Source organism: Phenylobacterium sp. (assembly GCF_035276905.1).
Taxonomy (GTDB): domain Bacteria; phylum Pseudomonadota; class Alphaproteobacteria; order Caulobacterales; family Caulobacteraceae; genus Phenylobacterium.
This window is the reverse complement of the sequence record NZ_DATELG010000391.1, coordinates 1-4,578: the sequence shown is the minus strand read 5'-3', so window position 1 is coordinate 4,578 and position 4,578 is coordinate 1. Positions and strand designations below refer to the sequence as shown.

The window sequence follows — 4,578 nt, the reverse complement described above, 5'->3', positions numbered from 1 at the left end:
CCCGCCGGGTGGTGTTCACCACCGCCCGCCTGGAGGCCGGCGCCCTGCAGGCCGACTGGAGCTCGGCGGCGGATCCCGAGACGACGCTCGCCATCTACATGGGCGGCGGCGCGGCGGAGGAGCTCAGCGCCCGGCTGATCGAGGCGGGACGCGCAGCCTCGACGCCCGCGGTCGCGGTGGAAAGCGCCGGCACGCCCAGGGCGCGGCTGCGGCGCGGCACCGTGGGCGACCTCGCCCGCCTGGTCGAGGACGGCGAGGGCGGCCCGGTGCTGCTGGTCATCGGCGAGGTGGCGGCGCTGGCGAACGCCCAGGAGATCGCCGACGAAATCGACGCGGCGCGCGCGCTGAGCGCCTAGCCCCGCTGCGCTGGCCAAGCGCGCCCCTTTTTCCGCCGCGGCGATCAGCGCGGCCCGCCACTGGACGGCTTCGGCGTCCGGGTTCTAAAGCGACGTTGAAACCACGGAATTCCTTGACGGAGCGCCGTCCGGAGCTCCGGGGTTAGGAAATGGAGGCGAGCCCGCTTCCGGCGTCGGAGTAGACTGAGGCATGCATACCGCGCTTCTTCTCGAGATGGCGTCTGATGCGGCGCCGGACCGCGTCATCCTGGGGGAGCTGGCGAGCGGCGTGACGCTGGCCGAGGCCCAGGCGCGGGCCAAGGCGGCGGCGGCCTGGTTCGGCAAGCAGGCCGGCGAGACCGTGGTCTACCTCGGCCTTAACAGCCCCTACCTGCCGGTGGCGGTGTTCGCCTCGGGCCTGATCGGCAAGCCGTTCGCACCGATCAACTACCGGCTCTCCGACGAGGAGCTGCGCAAGCTTCTCGCCCGCACCGCGCCCTCGGTGGCGCTGGTCGACGACGACATGCTGCCCCGTGCCCAGGGCGTCGAGGGCGTGCAGCTGCTGGCGAGCAGCGAATTCCATAGGATCTGCGACGATGCGACGCTGCAGGCCGAGGAACTGCCGTTCGCCGATCCGGACATCGGCGTGCTGCTGTTCACCAGCGGCACGACCGGCGAGCCCAAGGCCGCGGTGCTGCGGCACCGCAACCTGACCTCCTACGTGATCTCGACGGTGGAGTTCCTCGGCTCGGACGAACACGAGGCCGCCCTGGTGAGCGTGCCGCCATACCATATCGCCGGAGTCTCGGCGATCCTGACCGGCGTCTACGGCGGCCGCCGCATCGTCCACATGCCGGCCTTCACGCCCGAGGGCTGGGTCGGCCTGGCAGCCCAGGAGAAGATCTCCCACGCCATGGTGGTGCCGACCATGATGGGCCGGATCCTCGACGTGGTGGAGGCCCGGGGCGAGAATCTGCCGCATCTGAAAGCCCTGTCCTACGGCGGGGGGCGGATGCCGCAGGTGGTGATCGAGCGGGCGCTGAAGCTCCTGCCGCACGTCGACTTCGTCAACGCCTACGGCCTGACCGAGACCAGCTCCACGATCGCGGTGCTGGGGCCGGAGGACCATCGCATCGCCATCGCCTCGTCCGATCCGGACGTGCGCCGCCGGCTGGGCTCGGTCGGCAAGCCGCTGCCGACGCTGGAGCTGGAGATCCGCGGGCCGAACGGGGAGGTGCTGGGCGCCAACCAGTCCGGCGAGATCTATGTCCGCGGCGACCAGGTCTCCGGCGAGTACTTGTCGAAAAAGGTGATCGGCGACGACGGCTGGTTTCCGACCAACGACGGCGGCTGGATGGACAACGACGGCTACCTCTACGTCGAGGGCCGTCTCGACGACGTTATCGTCCGCGGCGGCGAGAACATGTCGCCGGGCGAGATCGAGGACGTGCTGCGCGCTCACCCGAACGTCGCCGACGTCGCCGTCCTCGGCGTGCCGGACAACGAGTGGGGCGAGAAGGTCGCCGCCGTCTTGGTGGTCAAGAACGGCCGGCCGACGACCGATGAGCTGGCGGCCTTCGTGAAGGCGCAGCTGCGCTCTTCCAAGACGCCGGAAATCTGGGAGTTCCGCGAGGTGCTGCCCTACAACGACACCGGCAAGCTGCTGCGCCGTGTGCTCAAGGCCGAGCTCTGCAAGGCGGCCGGCGCGCTGGCGCGCGCCTGAGCGGAGCAGGGCCCTGACGACGCTGGCCGATGAGCTGCTCTCGGCCCTGACCGACCTCGGCGGGGCGGGACTGGCGGTGGTCGATCTGCAGGCGGGAAGGGACGTCGACCTGCCTTCGGGGCCGGGCGTCGTGCGGGTGGGGGTGCATCGCGCGGGCTCCCTGCCGGACCGCGAGCTCGACCAGTTCGACATCCTTCTCAGCGCCGCCCCGTCGGCGCCCGCGCCCTGGGTCGGTCTCGCGCCCGACCAGCTGGAGCCGGCGCTTCGGCGGCTGGAGGCGATCGTCGCCGCCCAGCCGCTCGCCGCTGGGATCGCCGCCCAGGTGCTGCGCGCAAGTCTGTCGCTCGGCTTCGACGAGGCGCTGGCGGCGGAGTCGATCGCCTATTCCATGCTGCTGTCGAGCGAGGCCTTCCGCGCCTGGCGGGCCGCCAATCCGCCGCCGGCGAGGGACGACCTTGACGGGCCGCGCGTGGCGGTCGCGCGCGACGGCGAGACGCTGTCGATCCGTCTGACCCGGCCGGGGGCCAACAACGCGGTCGACGCCCGGATGCGTGACGCGCTCTGCGAGGCGCTGGAGTTCGCCCTGATCGATCCGGACCGGGCGCCGGTGGTGCTGAGCGGCGAGGGCCGGGTGTTCAGCGAAGGCGGCGACCTCGCCGAGTTCGGGAGCTTCGGCGACCCGGGCCGGGCCCATCTGGTCAGGACCCTGCGCTCGCCCGCCGCGCTGCTGCACCGGTTGGGGGATCGCGCGACGGCGAGGCTCCACGGCGCCTGCATCGGCTCGGGCCTGGAGATCCCCGCCGCGGCCGCCCGGGTCACGGCGCGCCGCCACACCTTCTTCCGCCTGCCGGAGGTCGCCATGGGGCTGATACCCGGCGCTGGCGGGACCGTCACCGTTCCGCGCCGCATCGGTCGTCACCGCGCCTGCTGGATGGCGATCTCCGGCGTGGACATCCGGCTCTCGACGGCGCTCGCGTGGGGGCTGGTCGACGCGGCGGAGGATGGCCGATGAGCCCTGTCGCGGGGCCGCTGAGGGTTCTGGCCGGACGCATCGCCGCGCAGGCGGCGGCGCTGGGCTGGCGGGGCGCGTTCGATCTGGCGGGCCTCACCGACCGAAGCGGCGACCTCCCGCTGGGCGCGCCCGGCCGCCTCTCGCCGAACGGCTCGTGCCGGCTCGTGCCGGCGGCGGACGGCTGGCTGGCGGTGAACCTGCCGCGCATGGACGACCTCGACCTCGTTCCCGCCTGGCTGGACGGCGCGTCGGCGGATGGGCTGGGCGAGGCCGTGGCGCGTCGGCCCTGGCGTGACCTGGTCGCCGGCGCACGCGAGCTGGGATTGCCGGTGGCGGGCGTCGGCGAGATCGCAGCCGCCGACATGGCGGCGCCGTTCCTGAGCGTCGGGCGGGCAGGCCCCGGCCCGCAGGGACGGGTGCGCGTGCTGGACCTCTCGACCCTCTGGGCCGGTCCGCTCTGCGGGGCCGTACTGGCGGCGTTCGGCGCGGACGTGACGAAGCTGGAGAGCACACGCAGGCCCGACCCCAGCCGCACGGCGACGCCCGAGTTCTTCCACAGGCTGAACCGCGCGAAGGCGGACCTGTCGCTGGACTTCGCCGATCCGGAGGGCCGGGCGCGGCTGCGCGAGACGATGCTGGCCGCCGATGTGGTGATCACCAGCGCCCGGTCGCGGGCGTTCGAGCAGATGGAGCTCTCGCCGGCCAGCCTGTTCGCCGAGCGGCCGGACCTCGTCTGGGTGGCGATCAGCGGCTACGGCTGGAGCGGCGAGGCGGCCGACCGCGTGGCCTTCGGCGACGACGCGGCGGCCGCCGGCGGTCTGGTGCGCTGGAGCAGCGGCGGCGAGCCCGGTTTCCTCGGCGACGCCCTGGCGGATCCGTTGACCGGCCTTTCGGCGGCGGCGGGCGCCCTCGAGGCGCTGGCTCAGGGCGGCGGGGTGATCGTCGACGCCGCCCTCGCCCATACCGCGGCCGGAGCCGCCGCCGAACTCGGCCTCGCCGGAGCGGGCTGATGGCGAGCGCCCTTATCCTGCGCAACGTGGAGCTCGACGGGCGGCCAGGGCTGGACGTCCGGGTGTCGGACGGCGTGATCACCGAAGTGGGAGAACGGCTGTCGGGTGCGGCCGAGGATTTTGACGGACGAGGCGGCGCGCTGCTGCCGGGCCTGATCGACCACCACATTCATCTCCTGGCCACGGCGGCTCAGGCTCAGTCGTTGCCGCTGGAGCGGCTGGGGGGCGCGGCGGCGTTGGAGCAGGCGATCCGTGCAGCCCTCGCCGAGCGGCCCCCCGGCGCCTGGCTGCGGGCGACGGGCTATCACGAGCGGATCGCCGGCGATCTCGACCGCGACGTCCTTGACCGCATCGCGCCGGACCACCGGCTGCGCGTGCAGCACCAGACCGGCGCGCTGTGGTTCCTCAACAGCCGTGCGCTCGAGGCGGTGGCCGCCGGCGGCGCGCCGCGCGAGGTCGAGCGTGACACCGCCGGCCGGCTCACGGGACGGATCTGGC

At 73.4% G+C, this 4,578-nt stretch carries 5 protein-coding genes; all 5 read left to right on the top strand.

Annotated features, from left to right (window positions below; translation table 11 throughout):
* A partial coding sequence (locus VJS38_RS18810) for an SAM-dependent methyltransferase (protein WP_324089680.1) occupies positions 1 to 356 on the top strand: 356 nt, incomplete at its 5' end.
* A gap of 190 nt (positions 357 to 546) precedes the next feature.
* A complete protein-coding gene (locus VJS38_RS18805; protein ID WP_324089679.1) occupies positions 547 to 2,058 on the top strand; it encodes a class I adenylate-forming enzyme family protein in 1,512 nt (503 codons plus the stop codon).
* A complete protein-coding gene (locus VJS38_RS18800; protein WP_324089678.1) occupies positions 2,006 to 3,070 on the top strand; it encodes an enoyl-CoA hydratase/isomerase family protein in 1,065 nt (354 codons plus the stop codon). The genes VJS38_RS18805 and VJS38_RS18800 overlap by 53 nt, the downstream gene beginning before the upstream one ends.
* Positions 3,067 to 4,080 (top strand): CoA transferase, encoded by a 1,014-nt coding sequence (locus VJS38_RS18795; RefSeq protein ID WP_324089677.1) that lies wholly within the window; start codon positions 3,067 to 3,069, stop codon positions 4,078 to 4,080. The genes VJS38_RS18800 and VJS38_RS18795 overlap by 4 nt, the downstream gene beginning before the upstream one ends.
* The coding region (locus tag VJS38_RS18790; protein WP_324089676.1) for an amidohydrolase family protein at positions 4,080 to 4,578 on the top strand (499 nt) is incomplete at its 3' end. The genes VJS38_RS18795 and VJS38_RS18790, both read left to right, overlap by 1 nt.